Here is a 23,101-nt window from a genome sequence, read left to right on the forward strand (position 1 = left end):
GGAAACCGCTTCTGTCATGGTAGGGAAACACCATGGCGCGGCTCCCCAGATCGCGCGTGGGAGTGGAAATGTCCGATCTCGGCCTCGCCGAAATACCTGTCGACGAACAAGAACGGCCGTTGCCGCCGCCGGTGACCAGGCCGGCGCGCAACGCGCTGCTCGACGGGCCGATTTTGCGCACGCTGTTGTGGCTGGCGTGGCCGAACGTGATCGCGCTTTCCGCCGGCACCTGCGTGGTGATCGCGGAGACCTCCTATATCGGCCGGCTCGGCGTCGAGTCGCTCGCGGCGATGGCGCTGCTGTTTCCCTGCGTGATCCTGACCATGACGATGTCCGGCGGCGCGATGGGCGGCGGCGTCGCGTCCGCGATCGCGCGCGCGCTCGGCGCCGGCGAGATCGAGCGCGCCTCGACGCTTGCGATGCATGCGCTGCTGATCGGATTGACGTTCGGTGCCACCTTCATGCTAGGCATGCTGACCTTCGGTCCGCGCCTGCTCGAATTGCTCGGCGGCCGCGGCAATGTGCTGGCGCAGGCGATCGCCTATTCGCAGATCTTCTTCGGTGGCGCGATCCTGCCCTGGCTGATGAACACGATGGCCGGCATCTTGCGCGGCACCGGCAACATGAAGCTGCCGTCGACCATGATCCTGTCCTCCGCGGTGTGCCAGATCATTCTCGGCGGCACGCTCGGGCTCGGCCTTGGGCCGGTGCCGCAATTCGGCATGCGCGGCGTCGCAGCGGGTTCGCTGATCGCCTATTCGATCAGCATCAGCGTGATGGGCTGGTATCTGTTCTCGGGCCGCGCCCGCGTGAAGCCGAAACTCAAGGGACTGCGCGTGCAATGGGCGATGTTCATCGACATCCTCAGGGTCGGCGCGGTCTCCTGCTTCTCGCCGCTGCAATCGGTTTTGACGATCTCGATCTTCACCCACATGCTGGCGCAGTTCGGCACCGCGGTGCTCGCCGGCTACGGCATCGGCGCGCGGCTCGAATTCATGCTGACCTCGGTGGCGTTCGCGGTCGGCATCGCCTCGGTGCCGATGATCGGCATGGCCGTTGGCGCCGAGCGCGTCGCGCGTGCCCGGCGCATCGCCTGGACCGCGGGCACGCTGTCGTTCCTCGCGGTCGGCGTGGTCGGCAGCTTCATCGCCGTCTTCCCGGACCTCTGGGTCAATCTGTTCACCAACGATCCGCATGTCCGGGCGACCAGCCATCAGTACCTCTCGACCGCCGCGCCGATGTACGCTTTTATCGGTCTCGCGATGTCGATGTATTTCTCCTCGCAAGGTGCTGCGAAAGTGCTGGGTCCGGTGCTGGCGCAGACCGCGCGGCTGATCTTCATCGGCGCCGGCGGCTGGTGGCTGTCGACGCATGAGGCCAGTGCGCAAAACTTCTTCGCACTCGCCGCCGCGTCGATGGGCGTGCTCGGCGTGCTCTCCTGCCTCAGCGTGATCCTGACGCGCTGGGGCCGATCAGCACCGGTCGCCGAGGCGCAACCGGCGTTGTCTTAGGCTATTGGACCCGTCATCCTGAGGAGCGCCAACGGGTCCGCGCAAAGCGCGGCCCGATGACAGGCTCCGCGCGTCTCGAAGGATCGATGGCCCCGATTCCTCAACATGCTCGTGGACAAAGTCGGGCCGTTGCCCTTCGAGACGGTCGCTTCGCGACCTCCTCAGGGTGACGGTGATAAAGTTTTCGAGATGCTGGCCCGCTACGCTGCGCTCTTCGCCGACCGGGCCTGTGCGGCCTGCATCGCTGCCGCGCCGAGGTCCATCTGCGCGTCCATGTAGGGCGCGATCTCGTGCGGCAGCACGTCGGCGATCCACACCACCCGGCAGCGCGCATCGCCCTCGGCAAACACCTGCACCGAGGCGGAATGTTGCTTCACCCGCTCGCTGGTGATTGCATAGACCAGCCGTCGCCGCTTGTCGTCGCAATCGACCAGCGTCTCGCGCGCCACGGTGCCGTTGGCGAAGCTGACGGTACGGACGTCGCCGTCAAGCTTGGTGTCGGTCACGAAGCCCGGCACCAGCCGGGTATGCAGCGCGCCGAAATCGCGCAGTGCGTCCCAGACATGATCGGCCGGCGCGTCGATCGGGATGTCCTTGTGAATTGAAGCCATGGTGTTGATCCTTTCAGGAGGCGGCGTCATTGCGAGGAGCGAAGCGACGAAGCAATCCATATCGCAGCAGGCCAAAACATGGATTGCTTCGCTCCGCTCGCAATGACGGCGGAGTTTCGTGGCGTTACTTACGTAGACACCGCCTCGACATTGTTGCCGTCGGGGTCGAGCAGGAACGCCGCGTAGTAGGTCGGGCTGTAGTCCTTGCGATGGCCCGCCTCGCCGTTGTCCTTGCCGCCGGCCTTCAGGCCCTCGGTGTGGAATTTCTTGATCGCGTCATGGCTCGCCGCGCGGAACGCGATGTGCGCGCCGCCCTGCGTCTTGCCCTTGTGCAAATGCAGCCAGAGCGCGGGCTCGCCTTTCGGGCCGAAGCCTGCGCCGCTGTCGTCGCGCGAGCACAGCACGAAGCCGAGCGGCGCCAGCACTGCGGTGTAGAAGCGGACGCTGGCGTCGAGGTCGGCGACGCGCAATCCGATGTGGTCGTACATGATGAGGTCTCCAGTCGTTGGGCGCGTCGATGGACGCGCGGACCGGAGCAACCCTGCTATTGCAGCGCGAGACGTTCTTGGAGAATCTTGCGGTCGCCGCGGGAGGCCTGGCGGAACTTCAACGGCGAGGCGCCGGCGGCGCGGTGGAAGCTGCGCACGAAATTGGAAAGATCGCCGAAGCCGACGTCGTAGGCGATGTCGGTGACCGGGCTGTCGTCATCCACCAGGCGTCGCGCCGCATGGCGCAGCCGCGAGCGCACCAGATATTGATGCGGGGTCACGCCGAGCACAGCGGAAAACAGCCGCAGGAAATGGAAGGTGCTTAAGCCGGCCTGCTCCGCGGCATCGTCGAGATCGATCTGATGGTGTGAATTGGCGTCGATCCACAGCGCCGCTTCGACGGCGCGGCGGCGGTCGCGCAGGCCGGCGGTGAGGGGCTTCGCCTTGCGGTCCGACACCAGCTCGACAAGGCGGCTGGCGAGGAGATGGCCGACCTCGTCGAGCCCGACGTCGCTGTTGCCAGCTGCCGCCGTTTGGGCGAGCTCGCCGATCACCATCAATTCGGGCAGCGGCGGCACCGAGCCGACCTGCCAGACCGAGGTGCGGTCGCCGATGGTCTCGACCAGCTCCGGGTCGAGGAAGAACGACAGGCATTCGTCGCCGACCACATGGTCGTGCGTGCAGGTGTATTCATCGCCGGGGTGGCCGACCAGGATCGAGCCTGCCACCAGCTCATGGAAGCGGCCGCGGCAATGGCAGCCGAAGCTGCCGCTGCGCACATAAGACACCGAATGGCAGGCGAACTGCTCGACGAACGGCTTGTCGCCGGGCTCCGCCGTGCAGCGAAACTCGTTCACCGTGATGCGATCGCGCTGCAACAGCGTGGTCCGGGTCATACCCCAGATTTACGCTTGCGGCCGGGGCCGTGCAACGGGCAGCAGCACGTCGAACAGGGTCTTGCTGGTGGTCGGCTGGGCACCTTCGATCGAGAGCAGCCGCCGCTTGGAGACGCTGCCGCCGTTTTGCGAGATCCGGTCGGCATAGTGGCCCGCCTCGAGCACGCGGTGGCAGGGCACGATGATCATGAAGGGATTGCGGCCGAGCGCCTGCGCCACCGAATAGACCGCGCCGGACGCGCGCAGGGCGCCTGCTACCTCGTCATAGGTCCGGGTCTCGCCGCGAGGAATATTGCGCACGGTCTGGTAGACGCGCTGATTGAAGGTCGGGATGCTGCTCATGTCGAGCGCAACACCGGTGAGATCGCCATTGTCGCCGCGCAGGAGCGCCGCAATGCCCTCGATCGCGACCTCGATCTCCTCGGAGGGCCGCGTCTCGCGTGCGTCGGGATAGAGCTGGAACAGCCGTTTGCGGGTTTCGATTTCGCGGAGCTCGGGAAGTTGGACCCCGGCGACGCCGGCTTCGCCCCATGCGATGCCGCATCGGCCGATTGCCGTGTCGAAAATGGTGTACCCACGCCCCGCCATGACGCCACCAACCCCCACATGCGACCATAGCATCGTCGCGGTCCGGCGCATCCGGAATCTTGACGATTGGTTAAGCATGTTGCGGCCGGCGCTGTGTGACCTCGACAACGTCCGGTCACGCATCCTCCGGTCACGCATCTTAAAGGCTTTGCCCGCTATCTGGTCGCCGGCATGCTGCTCCAGAAGACGATCGACGGAACGATGACGGGCACGAGCGCCGAAGCCGCGCCCGGCAGCGCCGGCATGGTCGGACGCGCGAGCGGGCGTGTTCACCCGCTCTTCGCGCTGCTGCTGCTGGCGTTGGTCTTGCGCCTTGCGGCCGCCATCTGGCCCAACGTGATCTATCCCGACGAGACCTATCAGTATCTCGAGCCGGCGTGGCGGATGCTCGGCCATGACGGCATCTTGACGTGGGAATGGCGCGACGGCATTCGCGGCTGGTTGCTGCCGACATTGATGGCCGGGCCGGTCGCTCTCGGCGATGCGATTGCGCCTGCCGGCGCAGGTGCGTTCCTGGTGCCGCGTCTGATCGCCGCATGCGCGTCGCTGTCGATCGTGGTCAGCGCCTGGATGTTTGGCGCGCGGATCTCGCGAACCCATGCCGTCGTCACGGCCTTCGCGGCCACGGTCTGGTTCGAACTGATCATGCTCGCGCCGCACACATTGGGCGAGACGTACGCGACAGCGCTGATCGTTCCGGCGGCGCTGCTTATCACCGATCGTCCGTCACCGCGGCGTCTCGCGATTGGCGGTGCTTTGCTCGCCTTCGCCTTTGTCTGCCGCTTCCAGTTTGCGCCGGCCATCGCCGCGCTGGCCCTCGGGGCGTGCTGGACGCGCTGGCGAAATCTGGTTCCGCTGGTCGCCGGCGGGCTGGTTGCGCTGCTGCTCGCCGCCGCGATCGACCTGGCGCATGGCAGCGTGCCGTTCGCCTGGCTGATCGCCAATATCAGGGAAAACCTCGTCCACGATCGCGCCATCGAATTCGGCGTGTCGCCACCGTCGGCCTATCTGATCGACTTCATGACCGTCTGGTCGGTGGCGATCCTGCTCCCGCTCGCTGCGATCTGGCGCGGCTGGCGGCACGCACCGCTGCTCGCGACCGTGGCGCTGGTTAACCTCGTCTTCCACAGCCTGATCGCGCACAAGGAATACCGCTTCATCTTCCTGTCGGTGGTGCTGTTCACCATCGTCGCGGCGCTGGGATCGGCCGATTGGGTCCGATGGCTGCGTACGAAGGACATGTGGCGCCGCTGGGCATTGCCGATCGTCCTCGGCGGCTGGGCGCTGCTGTCGGTGGCGCTGGCCGGCGCCAGCGAAGATATGCGCGAGTACTGGACGCGCGGCGTCGGTGCTGCGCGGCTCGCGGCCGAGCTGCGCAGCGATCCGCAGATGTGCGGCCTTGCGCTTTACGACGTTCGCTTCCAGCAGTTGCCGGGGCGGGAACGATTGGTCGGCCCGGTGCCGCTCTATGCGCTGCAGCCCGCCGATCCGCTCGCCGAGCTGATCCTGCCGCCGCTGCTGCTGCGGGCAACCCAGCCGGCCTTCAACCGCATCCTTGCGCGGCCCGAGGCCGCAGGCGATCTGCCGGCGGATTTTTCACGGCAAAGCTGTGCCCGCGTCGGCTTCAGCGACGCCTGCATCTATGCACGCGGCGGAAGCTGCGACGCATCCGCCGCTGCGCCCTTTGTCATCAATGACGTGCTTGTGAGGATGGGCTGGTAGCGGGTGGCGATGCTGCGATCGGGGTCAATGCACGCTTGATCCCTTTCGCCGGTTGCCGTGGAAAACCACTGCAAACCGCGATCTGCGGTGCCTAGGAAGTGCCTAATGAAAACGACGCTTACCGATGTTTCGGTGAACGCTTTGAGGCCACCGCGCCGCTACATCAAGCACAGTCCTCTTGAGGGTTAGCCACGTCCTCGCGCAACGACACGATGTTGAAAAAGGCTTCTCTCGATCAAGGCTGTCTTTGTTGCCGGTGAGGAAGCAGTCGTTGTCGTAGAGTTCAACAATGCGCAGCGTTCATGCTGCGAGGAGTCAGACCCCCTCAGTGCGGCGCCTAATGTACCATGTAGCAATTCCGGCAACGAATAGAGTGACTTGAGCGGTGCACAAAAATGGCTTTGAGCATAGGGGCGAATCGGCTCAACTGACGCAGTCAGCTCCAAATTGATTTTTCGGAAAGCTATTCGACTTCGAAGCCATTCATTTGTTCATACTGGTGAAGGAGCTGACATGAGCCGAAAGAACTCGTTGACCCTGAAGCGTGGCGCGACCACCGTCATCGCAGAAGGTTGCTACGCGATCACCTGTCTCACGGTGATGGCAGTGACCTATATTTTTATGTCGCCGTTCCGGGCCGCGAGCCAAGGCATCAGCCGCATTACGGGCGGCCTGCTCACACACGACGATGACTAGCTAAAAACCAGCCGCGATTACATCGTTCACAGGACGAGCAACGACATACGCTGCTCCATGCTTTTCGCATTCTGCTTTGAAAGCCTCCTAATGAGTTGAAAGTGCGGCATTGCCCGCTCTCGCTTCCACACCAACGCAGCCCCCTCGTTGATGACAGCTATGTCGGGAAGCCGTTGGAGGACTGGTGCATATGGATCATCAGGCCGCCCCGTACCAGGCAAGGACTGTGCAACGCGCACCTACGGCAGCGGGAGAAGCGGCGGGTGGGGGTGCAACGCACATCGAACGAAAAAGGGCACCTTGTTTCCAAGGTGCCCTTCATCGTCAGAACAGCCGCGAAAGTACGGCCACAATCCAAGCCAAGGGCATAGAGCACCCAAAACCAAGACGGTAGCTTGCACCGTCGGGCCTGCTGGCTTCGAGAGTGAGAGACACTGTCATGTGTCCTCCCTTCCCGTTTGCGTGGTGTGGCTCTGGATTACTCCCGAGCCTGAAAGCAATTGCTTTCGGCGACGAACACCAAGCCGGTTGGCCAGCGGCGGGAAGGATTTTGAGTTTGCATCAAACAGACTCCGCGACCATCCCAACGCTTCGTCTAGTTGCAGCATGTAGGGCACTGCTGAATCTTCAGCAAGTGCGACCCATCGAAATTTAGCTCTCAGCGGCGCTCAAAAACGGAGAGGCGATTCGGCGAATCGAGCCGCTGGAAGGCAAGGAATTTATCTTCGCTTTTCTGCGGGATAAGTGGGATAGCCGGGCTTGCCGGAGTCCTGAAAATGAGCCTGCCGTGCTACAACCGCAGGTGCCGAATCGCGTTGTTTCTACGCGTGAGTTTTTCTGAGCGGACCGGATGTTGCCTTTAACGGGGGGCGCATTCCGCGACCCCGTAAAGGAGAACTACAATGCGTGTTAGCTGCTCGATTCTGCAACCCGTATCCGTAACCGACTACAAACGTTTTCGATTCGGAGCGTGGGAATACGTTCGTGCACACTGCCGGTCCCTACCGGCTCGCTAAAAGCGAGTCCGACAGGAAACCGGCTTCGGTAGCGTGACAACATTGGGGTCGGACGGTTGCACCCGCCCGGCTCCATCCTCTCAAACCATTGCTGGCCGAGACCGCGCGACCGGAATCCGGATTGCTCACCATTTCCTTGTGGAATGTGTGCCGGACTCGGGCCATGTCTATGAAATCCTGCTCATCAAACCGCGATCCTGCTGATTCGCGGCCCCCTGCGGCGCAGATATTGCGCACCTTTTCGCGAAATTCGCAAATTGCGTGCGCGCGGCGGGCGGGCTCCGAATCAAACGTGTGATGCAGCAATAGGTTGCCCCGGGATAACCTAATCGCCCGTTGCGGGGGTCCGTTACTCGGCGGGCTTGGTCGGCCACGGCCAGGCCGGTGGCACCGGCGCCGCGCCTTGGGGCGACGTGATCGCGCCTACCGCGGGCACGGGTTGGAGCTGCGAGAGCGGCTGATTGGACGGCATGGGCGGCGTCGGCAATGCACCCTCGAAGCCGGTCTGCACCATGGTGGGCGCGATCGGAGCTGCAACGGGTGTTGGCGCTGGCGGCGGTGCAGGCGGCATCAGGCTCTCGTCGCCGATCTCAATCGTGCGCTCCAGCAGCGCATGGTACTTGTCCTTGCGAACGCCCGGATGCTGCTGGTCATAGTGCCACTTGATGACCTTGTACGGGTTCAGGATGAGCGCGTAGCTCGCCGGTCCTGAAGGTCCCTCCTTCAGGTTGATGAAGTAGTTCTCGGCCAAGATGTTCAGGCGCTGCTTCCACGTGCGCTCTGCCCGCTGTCCGTCGAAGCCGGCGTGGAAAGCCATCTCGCGGGGCTTGGAGAGCGTGACGAAGCCCTCATCGAACGTCCGGCACCACAGGTCCAGATACGTGGTCGACACGGGCTGCCCCTTCGCCATGTCGTCCATGATGTTCAAGATCAGCGGCATGCCCTTCGGCAGGGTGGTGAAGCCGTCATGGGTAAGCCGGGACCAGACCCAATCGGGGCCAACCTCAGGCCACAAACGTGCGCGAAGCTCTTGCTGACGCTTCGCGATCTTCTTGCGTGGGGCGCGGGGTGCTAGAGCATTGAAAACATTCATGCTATGGTCCCTTCCGAAAGGCGGGCGGGGGCGTGCTGGGTTTGGACCCCAGTCGTTTCCCGACCCTTTGTCGCTTGGCCTGGCAGCCTGGCCGCCGTCGCTATTCCGGTTTTGGAGACCGGGGCGGCGGCGATCGCGACAAATGCCGTTCTAAAGTGAAAACTATTTAAAATCAATGACTTGGTTTTTTCTACTCGAGCTGAGAGGTTCGCGCGCGTGTCCAACTTAGCATCATAAGAAGCACATTGAGGAGCGATGTCGCGCGATATGTTGTCAAGGTGATAAAAATATGTTGATGTCATATCAGTAAGTTAGGTTCAGATTGCGGTGCTCGGTGTAATCGCGTGCTCAGCTGCTCTAATGTGCTCACCCGTGCTCAGGAAGCAGCCGCCACTTTTAACATAGTTCCGACGAGCCGCAACCGTTCCTTGTCGACAAGCTCTTCTGCTCGTTCGTTCTCTGTTCCGATGACGGTTGTAGACGTCTGATGGCAGTGGTGACGATCGGCGAGGCTGGGCAGTTGGGGTAACGTATCACGGCGCGCTGCGCGTTCGGGAATCGCGATGGCATGAGGTCGATCCGACCCTGCACCCATAGCTACAAGCCGGACTTGGGTACGCTCGTTTGGACTCGCAGAGCGTCGTTTCTGGTGTCCAGCTCGGCACTAGATTCAAATGCCCGCACTGCGGATCGCGACGTGTCGCATTGATCCGTGACGCACCGAGAGAGCTGCAGACGAGCGCGCCGAGGAGGATGGGATGACGCGCGGAGCATTAGCGGTCGCTGTGAAGAAAAAAGTCAGCCCTTGCTCAATACTCGATTGTGCGACTGCAGTCGGACACAGCGAGGCGAAGGTCGGATTGAAATGGCGTTTGGACCGGCGGTGTCCGCCATTGTCGACATCCCGAACGAATGGCACGAAATTCTCGACATGGAGTGCCGCATGCCCGTATATAGCACGTCAAGTGCAGACGGTGCCTAAGCGATCAAGACTGCCTCTGCGGGCGTAGTTCAATGGTAGAACGGCAGCTTCCCAAGCTGCATACGAGGGTTCGATTCCCTTCGCCCGCTCCAGCCCCAAAGCTAAATTGCACGGGACGGTCTTGTCGGCGAGACAATGTATTTCGCGGCAATAGCAGGAGACTAGACGTGAGGTTGCTTGGAGCGTTGCTGCTCGCGCTGGGCGCGCTTTGCACGACGAAGCCGGCATCGGCACAAATGTACGATCCTCGCTACCCGGTCTGCATGCGTGTTTACGGGGAACTGGTCGGCGATCGAATGGATTGTATCTTCATGTCGATGCAGGAGTGCCAGGCCAGCGCTGCGGGGAATCCGGCAACCTGCCTGGTTAACCCCTTTTATGCGCCAAGGCCGGTGCGACCCGGCAGGCCCGAACGATGACCATTTCCGCTCGTATCCGCGAGCGTTCATTTGAGATCAATGTATGCAATGGTGGTACTACACGCTGTTTGCGATTGTTGTGATCGGGTGCGCGTTTGTCGTTCGCGCCCGTCGCGGCAGGAATTCGAGCGAGGATCAGGAACTGAACCGGCGGATTGACGAGCATGTCGATCGCCTCGATCTCGCGCGCCGCAACCGCGATCGCGATTCCTGACCTGGGCAAATCCACAAAGCCTCGCAGGATGATCCCGGGATATTACGGCGATCTGTTCACGCAACGTGCGCGCCTAACGCACTGTACTCGACCTGTTCTTCTCACAACGCGCAGTTATGTTTCCGTAGTTCTCCGCGTTTGAGAACGGAGTTCCGCCGGAACTCGGGAGTGGCCGGCAAGCGGCCGAGGCTGCATCATACGTCCGCGGTATTCAGCGCCATCCCATGGCAGGCGCGACGTGAGTCAAGATGCTCTCGATCACATGCGCGTTGTAGGCGACGCCGAGTTGATTGGGGACGGTCAGCAGCAGCGTGTCGGCCTCCGCGATCGCTTCGTCATTCTTGAGCTGCTCGATCAGCTTCTCCGGCTCGGCGGCGTAGCCGCGGCCGAAGATCGCGCGCGTCCGCTCGTCGATGAAGCCGATCTGGCCTTCCTCCTGCCCGTTGCCGAAATAGGCGCGGTCACGGTCGTCGACCAGCGCGAAGATGCTGCGGCTGACCGAGACCCGCGGCTCGCGGCTGTGGCCGGCTTCCTTCCAGGCGGCGCGGTAGGCGCGGATCTGCGCGGCCTGCTGGATATGGAAGGCCTCTCCGGTCTCGTCGCTCTTCAGCGTCGAGCTCTGCAGGTTCATGCCGAGCTTCGCCGCCCAGACCGCCGTAGCGTTCGAACCGGCGCCCCACCAGATGCGCTCGCGCAAGCCTTCCGAGATCGGTTCGAGCCGCAGCAGGCCGGGCGGATTGGGAAACATCGGCCGCGGATTCGGCTGCGCAAAACCTTGTCCGCGCAGCATATCGAGGAAGATCTCGGCATGACGGCGGCCCATGTCGGCGTCGGTCTCGCCTTCGCCCGGCTGATAGCCGAAATAGCGCCAGCCGTCGATCACCTGCTCGGGCGAGCCGCGGCTGATGCCGAGTTGCAGGCGTCCTCGCGCGATCAGGTCGGCCGCGCCGGCGTCCTCGATCATGTAGAGCGGATTTTCGTAGCGCATGTCGATCACGGCGGTGCCGATTTCGATCCGGCTGGTCTTGGCGCCGACTGCCGCCAGCAGCGGGAAGGGCGAAGCCAGCTGGCGGGCGAAGTGATGGACGCGAAAATACGCGCCGTCCGCGCCGAGCTCTTCGGCGGCGACCGCGAGGTCGATCGATTGCAGCAGCACATCCGCGGCCGAGCGGGCCTGGGATTGCGGGGAGGGCGTCCAGTGCCCGAACGAGAGGAATCCGATTTTTTTCATGTCGGCAATGTAGGCATGTCCGGCACGAATTGCGAATGGTGGCGTGACCCGGCGATGACGGAAAATGTTTACCAACCGGCAAAAATTTGTGCAGCAGGTGTTGCGGGTTTTGCGGATCGCGCCGCGGTGAATGCGCTGCATGCGCGCTGGTCTTGCCGCCTGCGCTGCGGCGTGGCTTGCGATCAGCTCGCGTGCCGCCTAGTTTTCCGCCGCCATTTCCCGCCACCACGTTCCCGCAGGACCCGATGTCGCAGCCGTTTCTGTTTCAGCCGATCACGCTTCGCGGCGTGACCTCCCGAAACCGCATTCTGATTTCGCCGATGTGCCAGTATTCGGCGACCGACGGCCTCGCCAATGACTGGCATCTTGTTCATCTTGGTAAATTCGCCCAGGGCGGCGCCGGGCTCGTGATGGTCGAGGCCGCGGCGGTCACCGCCGAGGGCCGCATCACCCATGGCGATGTCGGCATCTGGAACGACGAGCAGATCGCGCCGCTCGAACGCATCGCCGCCTTCCTGAAGGACAACGGCGCGGTGCCCTCGATCCAGCTCGCGCATGCCGGCCGCAAGGCCAGCATGCAGCGCCCCTGGTACGGCAATGCCGCACTCGACGAAGCCGACCGCGCCCGCGGCGACCTGCCGTGGCGGACGGTTGCGCCGAGCGCGATCCCGATGGAGGAAGGCTGGCTGATGCCGCACGCGCTCGATGCGGCCGAGCTCGCAGCGTTGCGCGAGCAATGGCGCCGCGCCACCTTGCGCGCAGTGGAGGCCGGCTTCGAATTCGTCGAGGTGCATTGCGCGCATGGCTATCTCCTGCACGAATTCCTCTCGCCATTGTCGAACCGCCGCAGCGACGGTTATGGCGGCGACCGCGCCGGGCGGATGCGCTATCCGCTCGAGATCATCGAGACCGTGCGCGCCGCCTGGCCCGCGGAGCGGCCGCTGGCGGTGCGCATCTCTTCGGTCGACGGTATCGATGGCGGCTTGACGCTCGAGGATCAGATTGCATTCGCGCGCGCAGCCAAGGCGCGCGGCGTCGACCTGATCGATTGTTCGTCGGGCGGCCTGCTCGGCTCGGCAACCGCGGCGCGGATTCCGCGCGGCTATGGCTTCCAGGTGCCGTATGCGGAGGAAATCCGGCGCGCCGCCGAGGTCGCGACCATCGCGGTCGGTCTGATCCTGCATCCGCAGCAGGCGGAGGATGTCCTGGCGGGCGGCCAGGCCGATCTGATCGCGATCGGCCGCGAGGCGCTGTTCGATCCGAACTGGCCGCTGCATGCCGAGCTTGCGCTTGGCGGCGGAGGCGGCGAGGTGTTCGCGTCCTGGCCGAAGCAGTATGGTTGGTGGCTGGAGCGACGCGAGCCGGGCCTGCGCAGGCTCGAGGGTCCGCCGCTGCCGTTCCGCAAGGTGTGACAGACAGAACTGCGACAGTTCACGAGGGAGGATTTGACATGACGAATTCGGCACAGCGTCCCTATCGCGGCGTCTTCCCGGTGGCGCCGACCATCTTCGACGCCGGCGGCAATCTCGACCTCGACGGACAGCGGCGCTGCATCGACTTCATGATCGATGCCGGCTCGCACGGCATCTGCATCCTCGCCAACTTCTCGGAGCAGTTCGTGCTGACCGATGCCGAGCGCGAGACCGTGATGCATGCGGTGCTCGAGCACGTCGCGGGCCGCATTCCCGTGATCGTCACCACCACGCATTTCTCCTCGGCGGTGTGCGCCGCGCGCAGCCGCGAGGCGGAGGCCGCCGGCGCCGCGATGGTGATGATCATGCCGCCCTACCACGGCGCGACCTTCCGCGTCGGTGAGCCGGGCATCTACGAGTTCTATCGGGTGGTGTCGGATGCCATCAACATCCCGATCATGATCCAGGATGCGCCGGTCGCGGGCACGCCGCTCTCGGTGGACCTTCTGGCGCGGATGGCGAAAGAGCTCGCCAACGTCAGGTACTTCAAGATCGAGGTGCCGATGGCGGCCAACAAGCTGCGCGGCCTGATCGAGAAGGGCGGCAGCGTGATCGAGGGGCCGTGGGACGGCGAGGAGGCGATCACGCTGATGGCCGATCTCGATGCCGGCGCCACCGGTGCGATGACCGGCGGCGGCTATCCCGACGGCATCCGCCAGATCATGGATCCGTTCTTCGCCGGCCGCCGCGACGAGGCCGTGCAGGCCTATGCGCGCTGGCTGCCGCTGATCAATTACGAGAACCGCCAATGCGGGCTGCAGGCCTGCAAGGTGCTGATGCGCGAGGGCGGCGTCATCAAGTCGGACACGGTGCGGCACCCATTGCAACCGCTGCATCCGGCGACGCGCGCCGGCCTGATCGAGATCGCGCGCACGCTCGATCCGGTCGTGTTGCGCTGGGGGCGCTGAGCGCGCCGGCCGTTATGTTCACATAACCGTCAACAAGCACATCTACCGTCCCGTCGCTTAAGGGAAGCGGGGGACGTGCGCCCCGCGTGCACTCTGGATTGGTCGGAGCGGTCGGGCGGCAGCGGGATGATCGAAACCTTCCGGGTTGGTCGTTTTGCGATGCGCTACGGCCATTTCGTTCCGCGGCTTTACAATTATTGCCGGTCGCTCGGCTTTGAGCGGCAGCACATGCTGCCGTCGCGCGCCTTCTGCTCCGATGAGAGCCAGGGCTATCCGGTGATGCTGCTGGCCCAGCATTTCGGAACCTTTCCGTTCGACCATGGGCGGGTCGGCGGCAAGGTCGCGATCAATCGCCACGGGCCTTATGCCCATCACGGCGAGGACCTGGTGCTGATCCAGGCCAGTCATGTCGGCTACAATCCCGATGATGGCCGCTTCGGGGTCTATCAGCGCCACCGCACTGAAGGCTGCAGGTTCGGGGATTGCTGCGGCAAGCTCTGCGGCGTGCTACGCTGGTATGAGGACGAGTACGCGCATGCCTGCAAGCAAGTGCAATGCGGCCGGCTCAATGGCGAGCCGGTGTTCCGGATCGACAATCACTATCTCGACGACAGCCGCAGCGAAGGTCTTTTTCTGCGGCTCGACCGCATGGTCGAAACGACGCGCCAGCCGCTGAGCGTGCTGAGCACGTCGAAGGTCTTTCGTGTGTGTCAGGCGATCCGCGAACGGCTCGGCGAAACCTGTTTTGACGAGACACCCGCGCCGATCGGTACGGCGCTGTCACCGGATCTGTTTCACTTCCGCCGTGCGCTGGCTGAAGGTCCCGACGGCCATGACATTCTCGAGGCAGCGCTCGCGCCTGTGATGCCGGCGCTGGTGACGTCGCCACATCCCGCATTGGATGCCGCCCGCTTCGTCACCCAGGCCGAGTTCGATCGCACCTATCGGAGCATTCTGCGCGAGCCGGCGTTCCAGACCAAGAACGTGCTGTTCGTCTCCGGCCTGAACATCGACGTATCGCCGCGCGAGAATTTTCCGTTTCCGTTCACCAAATTCGTTCCGTGGGCGGCCTATGCCCGCCTGCGTGACGGCCGCTCGTTCCTGCTGGAGCAGGAGCAGTTCGCCGAGGCGCTGCGCCGGATGCCGGGTGAAAATCCGGATTGCCTGTCGTTCGACAACACGATCGAGCAGATGACCACGGCACCGGAAATCCGCATTCCAATCGGCTGATGCCTATGACGACGCTTCCCGCCCTGCGTACGCACACGCCTCCCGAACCGCGTCTCCAGCGCCTGGAATTCGCGGATCGCGAGCGCGGCCTGACCCGCCGCCACTTCATGCTCGGCTGCCTCAGCCTGGCCGCAGGCCAAATGGTACGCCTGCTCGACAGGCTGCAGCAGTTGCCGCTGCTGCGCATTCGTTTTCCCTGAACGCGACCGAAACGCGCTACAGCCAGCGCGAGACGGAGAAGATCAGCAGGCCGACCAGCCCTCCGACGACGGTCCCGTTGATCCGGATGAATTGCAGGTCGCGCCCGACCTGCAATTCGATCCGCATGATCAGCGTTTCGGTGTCCCAGTTCTCGACCACCTTGCGGATGAAGGCCGCGATCTCCTGGCGTCGCGATGCAACGGCCCGCAGCGCGGCAACGCGAAGCCAGCGATTGATGCGGTCGCGCATCTCGGCATCGTCGCGGACCCGTGCGGCAACCGAGATCAGCGCGGTTTCGATGGCGTCCGCGATCGCAGCCGAGGTCGCCGCTGAGTTCAGCCGCGCCTCGATGGCCTGCCACATCGCGTCGATCTGCCGGATCACGGCGGGATTGTCGAGCATCTGCTGCTTCAGCTCCTCGCCTTTGGCGAGGTAGTCGGGATCGGTGGCGAGCCGGTCGATCAGACGCTCGATCTCGGCCTTGAGTTCGATCCGCCAGGGATGGTTAGGCTCGCGCATCTCGTCGAGCGTCTGACTGACGCCGGAGATGACGCGGTCGGCCACCATGCCGTCGACCCATTTCGGCACGAAGCGGTAGGAGCGCTGCGAGACCTTCTTGCGGATGGTTTCCTTGTTGTTGGCGAGCGCCGTGCTCGCCGATGTGATCAGGCGCTCGACGAGGGCCTGCGCGTCGCCATGCGCCCACAACAGCGCCAGCACCCGCGAGGCGAGCGGAGCCACCGGAACCGCCGCGATCCCCTGCCGGGTGCGGCGGGTCAGAAAGGCGTTGAGGTCGGCGCTCGGCGTCGCCTGCAGGGCCTGATGGGCCGCCGAGACCGTGCGCTGCGCCGCGCTTCGGGCGTGCGATGGTCGCTCGATCCATTGCGCCGCCCAGCCGGCGATATCGACGTCGCGGATGCGATCGCCGATCACGCGCGGCGACAGGAAGTTGTTGGCGATGAAGCGGCCCAGCGCCACCGCGATACGCTGCTTGCTCTGCGGCACGATCGCGGTGTGCGGAATCGGGATGCCGAGCGGATGCCGAAACAGCGCGACGACCGCGAACCAGTCGGCGCAGGCGCCGATCATGCCGGCTTCGGCGAAGGCGCGCGGATAGGCCAGCCACGGCCAGTGCGGTTGCGCCATCGAGGTCGCCAGGAAAACCAGCAGCATGAGCACCAGCAGGCCCGTGGCGAGGGTCCGCATGCGACGAAGGTCGCGCAGCCTGGTGTCCTCAGGCGGAAGCACGGCGCCGATGTCCAATTGCTGCCAAACGCCTCATGCCGTCGCAACGCCGCGGCGCGGCGCGAGCCTCGCCGCGATCGCCGCATAATGTTGCCGAACGTCGGCGCTGCCATGGAGCCGCTCCAGCCGGCGCACGGTGAAGTGCCCCTTCGCGATCTTCTGGAAATGGTCCATGAAGATGACATTGACGGTCGCGCCGAACGCTGCGCCGATGATCGGTACCGCGCCGGCCGCGGCCTTGTCCGAGACCACCAGCCCGAACCTCGAGACGATCTCGCTGACCAGATTGGAGATCACGGGAGCGGAGGCATCCACCGCGCCGCGCTCCAGGATATAGGCGGCCGCGTCGCTGGTGTATTTGCTGATCAGCGCGCGGGCGGCGTAGTAGCCGATGTCGACATTCTCGTCGGTTCGCTTGGTGCCGTAGGCGAAGACTTCGAGACAGGCGAGCCTTGCCTCGATCCTGGAGAGATCCTCACCCTGGTGCCGTGCGATCTCGGCAATCGCGCGCAGCATCAATGTCGTCGTCAGGGGAAGCTCGACCGCGAGCGCACCGAAGCCGAACAGGCCGCTGACGCCGCCCGTCACCCCGGCGAGAAACGACGAGAAGGTCACCGCCGGTGAGGGCGGCGGCTTCTCGTCGAGCGTGTCGACGGCAACTTCCAGCCCCTTCATGACCGCGGTGCGCACCAGCCCGCTGAGCTGGCGGTTGGCGGCCTTCGGCAGCAGGTTGAGCACGCGATTGACCGGGACGCCGGCATAGTCGGCGATCCGTGCCGCGAGATTGGAGCTCTCCAGCGTCTTGACGGCGGCTTGTAGCGCGGCGTGATCGCCGGGAGGAAGTGCAAGGAGCTGGGTGAGGTCCTGGCTCATTGATAGCGGAGGATTGGCCGTATGCCGTTGAAGCTCGCCAGGATCGCCGAGCCGTTGCTGATCAGCGCGGTCACCTCCGGCGTGATCAGGCCGCCGGGCAGGGCAAGGCCAAGCGCCAGCGTGTTGAGCGCGGCGACGATGGCGTAGTTCTGCTTGATGAGGCTGACGGCGCCTTGCGAAATCTCGACCGCCTTGACGAGCTTCCAGAGCGAATCTTCCATCAGGATGACGTCGGCGGATTCGTGCGTGACCTCGGCGCCATGCTTCATCGCGATGCCGACGTCGGCGAAGCTGAGCGCGGGAGAATCGTTGATGCCGTCGCCGACCATCGCGACCCTGCGCCCCTGGCGTTGCAGCTGCTGGATGACATCAGCCTTGTCGGCCGGCAGCATGTCCGCGAAGTGCTCGGTGAGTCCGAGGTTCTCGCAGACGGCGCGCGCCACCACCGCATTGTCGCCGGTCAGCATGATGCTGTTCTTGACGCCCAGCGCATGCAGCCGCTGGATCACCGGGCGGCTCTCCGCGCGGATCTCGTCGGAGTAGGGTACAAGGCCGGCGAGCTTGCCGTCCACGGCGATGTAGAGGCTCGAATAGCCGCGCTCGTCGAGCGCGGCGCGATCGAGCGCCGAGGCGTCGACGGCGATCTGGCTTTGGCGCATGAAGCGCTGGTTGCCGACATGGACGTAGTAGCCGTTGACCTGGCCCTCGACGCCGAGGCCGAGGCGGTAGGTGGTCTCGTGGCAGGGCGGGATGTTCACCGCGAGCTGCCGGGCCCGCGTGCGCAGCGCTTCGGCGACCGGATGCTGCAGCTTGGTTTCGGCGGCTGCGGCGAGCCCGAGCAGATGGTTCGGCGTGATGGAGTTCTGGTACGAAATCACGTCGATGACGGCGGGTGTACCGTGGGTCAGCGTGCCGGTCTTGTCGAACACCATGGTGTCGATCCCGGCAAGCTTCTCCATGTGGCCGCCGCTCTTGATGATCATGCCGGTCCGGGCAGCCAGCGTCATCGAGGACAGCACCGAGGTGGGCGCTGCTACGCGGATGCCGGTGCCGTAGTCGACGATGACAAGCGAGAGGAAGCGGTTGAAGTCGCCGGAGACCATGGCGGTGCCGGTGGCGAGCGCCAGGGTCGGGGTCACGAGCCGGTCGGCGAAGCGCTCGGCATGGTTCTGCATGCGGGTGTCGCCGATCGGCGCGGATTCGATCAACCGCACGATCTGGCCGGCGGTGGTCGCGGTTCCGACGCGCAGCGCGCGCAACGTGATCTGACCCTCGCGGATCACCGTGGCGGCGAAGGCCGCCTCGCCCTTGCCGCGATGCACCGGCAGGCCCTCGCCGGTGATCGTCTTCTGGTCGATGGTGGCGGAGCCGTCGATGATCTCGCCGTCGACCGGGATCATCTCACCCGGATACACCACGACGATGTCGCCGTTCCGCAGCTCGGCAGCGGGGATCGACACCACCTCGCCGTCGCGCAGCAGCCAGGCCGTCTTCGACTGGAATTCAAGCAGCTCATTGATCGCCCGCCGCGAGCCCGCCGCGGTGAGGTCGCGGATCCAGTCGCCGAGCTTGATCAGCCAGGTGACGATGCAGCCGGCCAGCGGGTTGCCCTGCAGCACCGAGGCTGTGATCGCGAGCGTATCGAGCACGTCGATGTTCAGCCGGCTTTCGTTCGCCCACACCTTCCAGGCGCGCTTGGCGATCGGGATCGCGTTCCACAGCATCAGCGGCATGTTGACCGCCGCGATCACGGGATTGGCGCTGAAGGCCATGAACAGCGACAGCGTCGGCAGCGCCAGCGGCGAGCGCTTGGAGACTTCCGGTACGCTGGCGCGCGGCGCGCCCGCGTCCTGCGCGGCGCTGGCGCAGAGCGCCTTGACGTCGGCCAGGCTCATGCTCCTGAAGCCGTTCAGCAGCGCGAGCAGCCTTTGCTCGTGGGCCGGATCGTATTCCAGCACGAGGCTCGCGCAGTCGTAGTTGATCCGTGCAGTCCTGATGCCGTCCTGTGCCCGCAGCCACCCGAGGCAGATCTCGCCCAGCTTGCGGTTTTGCCTGAGCGCGGGAATGCTCAGACGAATGCGCCCTGGCATGGAGTGGCAGAAACTGAAGTCCATGAATTTGCGCTCTCGCCCCTGGCGGGTCAGGCCGTCGCGCCTGCCGGCTCCGCCTGCTCTGCGGCGGCCATGTTGGCCTGGATCATGTGGTTGAGGGCAAAGATCGCCAGCGTGACCCAAACCGGCGTCGCGGCGTTGGCGCCGACCTCGAAGATGGTGAAGCCGGCGATGCCGGCGGCGAGCAAAATCTTCAAATCGACCACGTTTCCGGTGGCGACCTTGATCCCGTTGTCGAACTCCTTGAAGAAGTCGACAACGACCCTGGCCGTATGCGAGTGCTCGGCGAGGTACTCGGCTTCCTGCTCGATCTTGGTTGCCAGCGCCTCGATCTCATTGGCCGGCGGCTTGTAGTGTCCGCCGGTGTGATGCTCCAGCCGGCCGTGAAACTCGTCGTGCCGGTCGGTGTCGTAGTGCAGCACGATGCTGCCGGTCGCCGGGTTGACGATGACGTCCTCGATGCCGGGAATGACGCTGAAAGTCTGCTTGATCTGTTCGAGAAGCTCGGGGTTCTCCTTGGCCGACGGCACCTTCATGCGAATCCGGCCTGGAACCTGATGCGCAATCTGCAGCTTCATCTTGGTCATCGCATTCCTCTCACAGCGTTCCAACGCCGGCGCGGGGACGCGAATGATGCCGTCGTCAAATTGCTTGCAGCGCCGGCGTCGCAGCTTGGATCATCGGCGCGCTTCGCCGCCTTGCATGTGCCCGTCTGGCCCGGTTCAGGCCGCGGACGAAGTCCGGCCCTCGGCCGCCGCCTTGCCTTCCTGCGCCTGGTTCTCGGCCTTCACTTCCGCAACGATGTCGTTCACCTGCTCGTGGGCTTCGGCAAACATCTCGCGCGACTTCTGAGCGAACTTGTAGGTGCCACGAACGGTGGACTTGAACAGCGGATTGAGGGCGCCGGCGAGCTTCGGCAGGTACTTCGGCGCCGCGACGGCGGCAACGCCAAGCGCAAGTCCCGGGAGCAAGGCAGCCTCGAACACGGCAGCGCCGACAGCCACCACCGCGACAACCGCAACCGTCTTGTTGATGCCGCCGCCTTCGTCGGAATCCTGTTCGGGGGCGTCATGGTGGAAGGCGGTATCGTGACTGCTACCGTTGGTATTCGGGTTCATTTGAAATCCCTTGTGACCGCTCAACTGACTGCAGTTTCATCAATAACGGCGGATTGAAATGGATTCGTGACAGTTTGATTACAGCCGTCCGACCGGTTCCGGCGGCACGGTGTCGCAACGCAAGAGGACACGTATTTGGTCATCGAGGGAGCGCCCGCATGGGGCGCGGCAAGCCTCGGCGGGCGATCGTTTCATGTCTCGATGTGTCTGCGCATACATGGATCCGGCGCGTGGGCGGACGCGCCTTGCGTTCTACCGGTCCCACGTCACCGGCAAATCCAACAGGCCGCGGAACGCCCAGCCGCCGATCCGGGGCGGTTTGTGTGCGATCAGGCGCAGATTCGTCAGTCTCTCGAAGATCGCGGGTAGCGCGACGTCGGCGACCATGGCGCGCGAGGCCCAGGCGCCAGCGCAGAAATGCGGACCGGCGCCGAAGGCAATGCTCTTGCTGGCGTCGCGGTGCACATCGAATGAATCGGGCTTGTCGAAATGCTTCTCGTCGCGGTTCGCCGAGCCGAACATCAGGAACACGCGTTCATTGGTCTCGAACGCGACATCGCGGATCGTCCAGGGCTTTGCGATCCGCCGCGGCGACATCCCGATCGGCGAGATCCAGCGCGCATATTCCTCGAACACCTGCAGCCACGGGATCGCGCCGCTCACAGCCAGCGCCAGCTGATCCGGGTGGGTCAGCAGCGCCCACACCGTGCCGGCGATCGCGTCGCGCGGCTCGTTCTGGCCCCCCGAGATCGCGAGCTTGATGTTGGCGCGCACGCTCTCCATCGGCATGTCGGTCTGCAGCAGCACGCCGAGCAGGCTGAGGTCGGGCGCCTTGCGCAGCCTGGGGACCATGTCGTCGATGGCGGCGTCGATGCCCGAGGTCGCCGCATGGCAGCGCGCCTCGATCGCGGGATCGCCGGTGTAGTTGGCGATGCCGTCGATCATGCCCTGCGACCAGGCGTTCATGTCCTGGAAGCGCATGTTGGTGAGGCCGGTGATCGATTTCAGGCATTCGGCCGAGAACGGCAGTGCGAAAGCCTGCACGAAATCGACCACGCCGTCCTGCTTCAACTCGTCGAGGATGCGCGTCGCGTGCCCGGCGAACAGTGCGGTCCAGTGCGATCTGACGGTCTTCGGCGAGACCGCCGGGAAGATCGCCTTGCGCTCGTTCATATGCGCATCGCCGTCCTTGCGCATCATGTTGTGGCCCATCAGCCTGTTCATCAGCCCCTCGGGCTGGTGCGACGAGAACACGTCGATCTGCTTCTCCGAGACGAAGATGTCGTCGCGGTTGCACAGCAGCGTGCTGCCGAGCTGCGGCACGTAGGCGATCGGCGCCTCCCTGCGCATGCGCGCCAGCGTCGGATAGGGATCCTGCCAGAAGGCGGGGACGTCGATGTCGAAATGGGGAGCGGTGCTCACGACGTGATCTCGGGTTGGCCTTAAGGTTTCGAGCCGAGCATAGGCCGGCAGACGCGACCGGTCTGTCCCCACCGTTGGGGACAGAGGGAGGCCGCTAAAGGGCTCTTCAGTTCAGCTGGCGTGCCGACGCCATCAGGCGGAGTGCGATCGCGAACAGCTCGTTCTGCGCGGAGATGCCGAGCTTGTCATAGGCGCGCTTGCGATAGGTGAGGGCGGAGTGCAGCCCGATGCCGAGCTCGGCCGCGATCGCTTCCGAACTGAGGCCCGAAAGGATGCCGAGGCACACCTCTTTCTCACGGCCGGTCAGTCTGGCGAGCGGTTCGGCGGTCGCAAACAGCGTCTTCAGCCGCGCGATGGGATCGGCATCCGTTGCCGGGTCGCGCTGGAAGTGCCGCGCCACGGCTGCGGTCAGCGCGGGCGCGACCGCGGCCAGGCGCGCGATCTGGTCGCGGCTGAAGCGGCCTTGTGAGGTGATCTGGTAGAAGTTGACATAGAAGCAGGTGTCGCCTGTCCAGATCGCCGAGGCGAACTTGTCGACGATGTCGGAATCGTCGAAGAAAATCTTGCGGTAGCCGTCGCTGTACATCCGGCGCGCGAAGGTCGGCAGCACGATCGGCACGGCCCGCGCCTTGCCCTCGAACACCGCGTCGCGGTTCGGGTCGGCCTGATGGAAATGTTCCGAATAGGCGATCCCGAGATCGCGCCCGGTCGGGATGTTGCCGACATCGAGCAGGCACGCGGCGGACCGCGGGCCTGTGAACGAGAACACCATGCAGTGACCGACACCGGCGACACGGCGCAGTGCGCCGATCAGGGCTTGCGGAAAGCTGTCGCGCCCGATCGCCAGCAGCGCCGGCGTGATGTCGCTGACGACCGAAGTCTTGAAGGCGAAATCTGCCTTCATGGTGTCCTCCCCTTGTTTCGGGAAGACTAGCAGCGACATCGCGGGGGTGGAAGCGGTCGCGGCCCAGGGTATCCAGCGGAGCGGCTGTATCCTTTCGTCATTCCGGGGCGACGCGCAGCGTCGAGCCCGGAATCCATTTGGCCGCAAAAC

At 64.5% G+C, this 23,101-nt stretch carries 22 protein-coding genes and 1 tRNA gene; 9 read left to right on the forward strand and 14 right to left on the reverse strand.

Features of this window, described 5'->3' with window-relative positions:
* Positions 1 to 68: 68 nt before the first annotated feature.
* The gene (locus ACOIX3_RS03415) at positions 69 to 1,511 is read left to right on the forward strand and encodes an MATE family efflux transporter (protein WP_420968396.1); all 1,443 of its coding nucleotides are present in this window, start codon (positions 69 to 71) and stop codon (positions 1,509 to 1,511) included.
* Between the two features lie 200 nt (positions 1,512 to 1,711).
* On the opposite strand, the gene ACOIX3_RS03420 is transcribed toward ACOIX3_RS03415, so the two are convergent.
* The 4 genes from ACOIX3_RS03420 to ACOIX3_RS03435 form a co-directional block, all read right to left on the reverse strand.
* The gene (locus tag ACOIX3_RS03420; protein ID WP_420968397.1) at positions 1,712 to 2,122 is read right to left on the reverse strand and encodes an SRPBCC family protein; all 411 of its coding nucleotides are present in this window, start codon (positions 2,120 to 2,122) and stop codon (positions 1,712 to 1,714) included.
* Between the two features lie 128 nt (positions 2,123 to 2,250).
* Positions 2,251 to 2,610, reverse strand: a complete 360-nt coding sequence (locus ACOIX3_RS03425) for a VOC family protein (RefSeq protein ID WP_342724930.1) — start codon at positions 2,608 to 2,610, stop codon at positions 2,251 to 2,253.
* A gap of 56 nt (positions 2,611 to 2,666) precedes the next feature.
* The gene (locus tag ACOIX3_RS03430; RefSeq protein ID WP_223966013.1) at positions 2,667 to 3,506 is read right to left on the reverse strand and encodes a helix-turn-helix transcriptional regulator; all 840 of its coding nucleotides are present in this window, start codon (positions 3,504 to 3,506) and stop codon (positions 2,667 to 2,669) included.
* Between the two features lie 9 nt (positions 3,507 to 3,515).
* A complete protein-coding gene (locus ACOIX3_RS03435; RefSeq protein ID WP_420968398.1) occupies positions 3,516 to 4,094 on the reverse strand; it encodes a methylated-DNA--[protein]-cysteine S-methyltransferase in 579 nt (192 codons plus the stop codon).
* 171 nt (positions 4,095 to 4,265) lie between these two features.
* Here ACOIX3_RS03435 and ACOIX3_RS03440 point away from each other — a divergent pair, with 171 nt between their 5' ends.
* Both ACOIX3_RS03440 and ACOIX3_RS03445 read left to right on the forward strand, forming a co-directional pair.
* On the forward strand, positions 4,266 to 5,816 hold the full coding sequence (locus ACOIX3_RS03440) for a 4-amino-4-deoxy-L-arabinose transferase (protein ID WP_420968399.1): 1,551 nt from the start codon (positions 4,266 to 4,268) through the stop codon (positions 5,814 to 5,816).
* 513 nt (positions 5,817 to 6,329) lie between these two features.
* Entirely contained in the window at positions 6,330 to 6,512 is a 183-nt protein-coding gene (locus ACOIX3_RS03445; RefSeq protein ID WP_420968400.1) for a hypothetical protein, read from the forward strand.
* A 1,365-nt stretch (positions 6,513 to 7,877) separates the two neighbouring features.
* On the opposite strand, the gene ACOIX3_RS03450 is transcribed toward ACOIX3_RS03445, so the two are convergent.
* Positions 7,878 to 8,621, reverse strand: a complete 744-nt coding sequence (locus ACOIX3_RS03450) for a hypothetical protein (RefSeq protein ID WP_420968401.1) — start codon at positions 8,619 to 8,621, stop codon at positions 7,878 to 7,880.
* A gap of 1,000 nt (positions 8,622 to 9,621) precedes the next feature.
* Between ACOIX3_RS03450 and ACOIX3_RS03455 the strand changes: the two genes are divergently transcribed.
* Positions 9,622 to 9,695 (forward strand) — tRNA-Gly (locus ACOIX3_RS03455).
* Positions 9,696 to 9,839: 144 nt separating this feature from the next.
* Entirely contained in the window at positions 9,840 to 10,022 is a 183-nt protein-coding gene (locus ACOIX3_RS03460; RefSeq protein WP_420971962.1) for a DUF3551 domain-containing protein, read from the forward strand.
* Here the strand turns inward: ACOIX3_RS03460 and ACOIX3_RS03465 are convergent.
* Positions 9,970 to 10,251 carry a hypothetical protein gene (locus ACOIX3_RS03465; protein WP_420971984.1) on the reverse strand — a complete coding sequence of 94 codons (282 nt, stop codon included), beginning with the start codon at positions 10,249 to 10,251 and terminating at the stop codon, positions 9,970 to 9,972. The two genes, ACOIX3_RS03460 and ACOIX3_RS03465, sit on opposite strands and share 53 nt — an antisense overlap.
* A gap of 196 nt (positions 10,252 to 10,447) precedes the next feature.
* Positions 10,448 to 11,467 (reverse strand): LLM class flavin-dependent oxidoreductase, encoded by a 1,020-nt coding sequence (locus tag ACOIX3_RS03470; RefSeq protein ID WP_420968403.1) that lies wholly within the window; start codon positions 11,465 to 11,467, stop codon positions 10,448 to 10,450.
* Positions 11,468 to 11,712: 245 nt separating this feature from the next.
* Between ACOIX3_RS03470 and ACOIX3_RS03475 the strand changes: the two genes are divergently transcribed.
* The 4 genes from ACOIX3_RS03475 (at position 11,713) to ACOIX3_RS03490 (ending at position 15,277) form a co-directional block, all read left to right on the forward strand.
* Positions 11,713 to 12,879, forward strand: a complete 1,167-nt coding sequence (locus ACOIX3_RS03475; protein ID WP_420968404.1) for an NADH:flavin oxidoreductase/NADH oxidase — start codon at positions 11,713 to 11,715, stop codon at positions 12,877 to 12,879.
* Positions 12,880 to 12,917: 38 nt separating this feature from the next.
* Positions 12,918 to 13,847, forward strand: coding sequence for a dihydrodipicolinate synthase family protein (locus tag ACOIX3_RS03480; RefSeq protein ID WP_420968405.1), 930 nt, complete (start codon positions 12,918 to 12,920; stop codon positions 13,845 to 13,847).
* A 126-nt stretch (positions 13,848 to 13,973) separates the two neighbouring features.
* Positions 13,974 to 15,077 carry a hypothetical protein gene (locus ACOIX3_RS03485; protein ID WP_420968406.1) on the forward strand — a complete coding sequence of 368 codons (1,104 nt, stop codon included), beginning with the start codon at positions 13,974 to 13,976 and terminating at the stop codon, positions 15,075 to 15,077.
* Positions 15,078 to 15,082: 5 nt separating this feature from the next.
* Positions 15,083 to 15,277, forward strand: a complete 195-nt coding sequence (locus ACOIX3_RS03490; RefSeq protein ID WP_420968408.1) for a hypothetical protein — start codon at positions 15,083 to 15,085, stop codon at positions 15,275 to 15,277.
* A gap of 16 nt (positions 15,278 to 15,293) precedes the next feature.
* On the opposite strand, the gene ACOIX3_RS03495 is transcribed toward ACOIX3_RS03490, so the two are convergent.
* From ACOIX3_RS03495 to ACOIX3_RS03525, 7 genes are all read right to left on the reverse strand, one after another.
* Positions 15,294 to 16,526: a DUF445 domain-containing protein gene (locus tag ACOIX3_RS03495; RefSeq protein WP_420968409.1), complete on the reverse strand. Its 1,233-nt coding sequence runs from the start codon at positions 16,524 to 16,526 to the stop codon at positions 15,294 to 15,296.
* 30 nt (positions 16,527 to 16,556) lie between these two features.
* On the reverse strand, positions 16,557 to 17,396 hold the full coding sequence (locus ACOIX3_RS03500; protein ID WP_420968410.1) for an EcsC family protein: 840 nt from the start codon (positions 17,394 to 17,396) through the stop codon (positions 16,557 to 16,559).
* Entirely contained in the window at positions 17,393 to 19,510 is a 2,118-nt protein-coding gene (locus ACOIX3_RS03505) for a heavy metal translocating P-type ATPase (RefSeq protein ID WP_420968411.1), read from the reverse strand. The genes ACOIX3_RS03500 and ACOIX3_RS03505 overlap by 4 nt, the downstream gene beginning before the upstream one ends.
* 26 nt (positions 19,511 to 19,536) lie before the next feature.
* Complete coding sequence (locus ACOIX3_RS03510; protein ID WP_420968412.1) at positions 19,537 to 20,094, reverse strand: HMA2 domain-containing protein; 558 nt, start codon at positions 20,092 to 20,094, stop codon at positions 19,537 to 19,539.
* Positions 20,095 to 20,229: 135 nt separating this feature from the next.
* Positions 20,230 to 20,625 carry a DUF5132 domain-containing protein gene (locus ACOIX3_RS03515; protein WP_420968413.1) on the reverse strand — a complete coding sequence of 132 codons (396 nt, stop codon included), beginning with the start codon at positions 20,623 to 20,625 and terminating at the stop codon, positions 20,230 to 20,232.
* 252 nt (positions 20,626 to 20,877) lie between these two features.
* The gene (locus ACOIX3_RS03520; protein ID WP_420968414.1) at positions 20,878 to 22,047 is read right to left on the reverse strand and encodes a cytochrome P450; all 1,170 of its coding nucleotides are present in this window, start codon (positions 22,045 to 22,047) and stop codon (positions 20,878 to 20,880) included.
* A gap of 106 nt (positions 22,048 to 22,153) precedes the next feature.
* Positions 22,154 to 22,951, reverse strand: coding sequence for a helix-turn-helix transcriptional regulator (locus tag ACOIX3_RS03525; protein ID WP_420968415.1), 798 nt, complete (start codon positions 22,949 to 22,951; stop codon positions 22,154 to 22,156).
* Between the last annotated feature and the right edge of the window lie 150 nt (positions 22,952 to 23,101).

The organism is Bradyrhizobium sp. B120 (assembly GCF_049075665.1).
In the GTDB taxonomy this organism is placed as follows: domain Bacteria; phylum Pseudomonadota; class Alphaproteobacteria; order Rhizobiales; family Xanthobacteraceae; genus Bradyrhizobium.

Coding starts and splice junctions, on each gene's coding strand:
- ACOIX3_RS03415 (WP_420968396.1), top strand. CDS start 69: ATGTCCGATCTCGGCCTCGCCGAAATACCTGTCGACGAACAAGAACGG.
- ACOIX3_RS03420 (WP_420968397.1), bottom strand. CDS start 2,122: ATGGCTTCAATTCACAAGGACATCCCGATCGACGCGCCGGCCGATCAT.
- ACOIX3_RS03425 (WP_342724930.1), bottom strand. CDS start 2,610: ATGTACGACCACATCGGATTGCGCGTCGCCGACCTCGACGCCAGCGTC.
- ACOIX3_RS03430 (WP_223966013.1), bottom strand. CDS start 3,506: ATGACCCGGACCACGCTGTTGCAGCGCGATCGCATCACGGTGAACGAG.
- ACOIX3_RS03435 (WP_420968398.1), bottom strand. CDS start 4,094: ATGGCGGGGCGTGGGTACACCATTTTCGACACGGCAATCGGCCGATGC.
- ACOIX3_RS03440 (WP_420968399.1), top strand. CDS start 4,266: ATGCTGCTCCAGAAGACGATCGACGGAACGATGACGGGCACGAGCGCC.
- ACOIX3_RS03445 (WP_420968400.1), top strand. CDS start 6,330: ATGAGCCGAAAGAACTCGTTGACCCTGAAGCGTGGCGCGACCACCGTC.
- ACOIX3_RS03450 (WP_420968401.1), bottom strand. CDS start 8,621: ATGAATGTTTTCAATGCTCTAGCACCCCGCGCCCCACGCAAGAAGATC.
- ACOIX3_RS03460 (WP_420971962.1), top strand. CDS start 9,840: ATGTACGATCCTCGCTACCCGGTCTGCATGCGTGTTTACGGGGAACTG.
- ACOIX3_RS03470 (WP_420968403.1), bottom strand. CDS start 11,467: ATGAAAAAAATCGGATTCCTCTCGTTCGGGCACTGGACGCCCTCCCCG.
- ACOIX3_RS03475 (WP_420968404.1), top strand. CDS start 11,713: ATGTCGCAGCCGTTTCTGTTTCAGCCGATCACGCTTCGCGGCGTGACC.
- ACOIX3_RS03480 (WP_420968405.1), top strand. CDS start 12,918: ATGACGAATTCGGCACAGCGTCCCTATCGCGGCGTCTTCCCGGTGGCG.
- ACOIX3_RS03485 (WP_420968406.1), top strand. CDS start 13,974: ATGATCGAAACCTTCCGGGTTGGTCGTTTTGCGATGCGCTACGGCCAT.
- ACOIX3_RS03490 (WP_420968408.1), top strand. CDS start 15,083: ATGACGACGCTTCCCGCCCTGCGTACGCACACGCCTCCCGAACCGCGT.
- ACOIX3_RS03500 (WP_420968410.1), bottom strand. CDS start 17,396: ATGAGCCAGGACCTCACCCAGCTCCTTGCACTTCCTCCCGGCGATCAC.
- ACOIX3_RS03505 (WP_420968411.1), bottom strand. CDS start 19,510: ATGGACTTCAGTTTCTGCCACTCCATGCCAGGGCGCATTCGTCTGAGC.
- ACOIX3_RS03510 (WP_420968412.1), bottom strand. CDS start 20,094: ATGACCAAGATGAAGCTGCAGATTGCGCATCAGGTTCCAGGCCGGATT.
- ACOIX3_RS03515 (WP_420968413.1), bottom strand. CDS start 20,625: ATGAACCCGAATACCAACGGTAGCAGTCACGATACCGCCTTCCACCAT.
- ACOIX3_RS03525 (WP_420968415.1), bottom strand. CDS start 22,951: ATGAAGGCAGATTTCGCCTTCAAGACTTCGGTCGTCAGCGACATCACG.